The 465-nt window shown below is 56.6% G+C and carries 1 pseudogene; it reads right to left on the bottom strand.

The annotated features are described in order from the left end of the window. Window positions 1-465 (bottom strand): annotated as a pseudogene (locus KP705_RS17535) (IS5/IS1182 family transposase); the annotation flags it as partial.

Genomic DNA, 465 nt, shown 5'->3' with positions numbered 1-465 from the left:
ACGCGACCGGATCACGGACTTTCCTGCGTTGGATCTCTGGATATGCCGGGGCATAGGCTTGAGATGCGGTTTTTTCCTGTGAACCTTCGAGACAAAGCCCTGCTTTTCCATGAAGTCCTCATTGGCTTTTGAACGGTAGGCCGTATCTGTCCAGACGCTCGAGGCCGTATTGGCTTTATCCAGCAGCCCCTCTCTCAATCGCGCGCCATCACTGGCGGCGGCATCTGTCGTCTTCCATTCGCGGATGAACCGGAACTTCCGGTCGATGGAGACATGGGACTTGTAGTCAAAGAATGGGATAGCCAGATCGCTGGATGGCATGGTTCCATCGTCYTGCCGCTTCGCYTTCGTGAACTTCAGCGTCCAGCGCGCATGGCGATCCTTGTGCGACAGCTTTGACGGCTTGTCCTGCCAGTCTTCGGGAATACGGCCTGCCCGGAGATCGGCTTTCTCGGCGTTCGTGTT

Source organism: Gluconobacter sp. P1D12_c, assembly GCF_018812105.1.
Taxonomy (GTDB): domain Bacteria; phylum Pseudomonadota; class Alphaproteobacteria; order Acetobacterales; family Acetobacteraceae; genus Gluconobacter; species Gluconobacter oxydans_A.
Note: the sequence above shows the minus strand (reverse complement) of the source record. Positions and strands in the feature narration are given on the sequence as shown.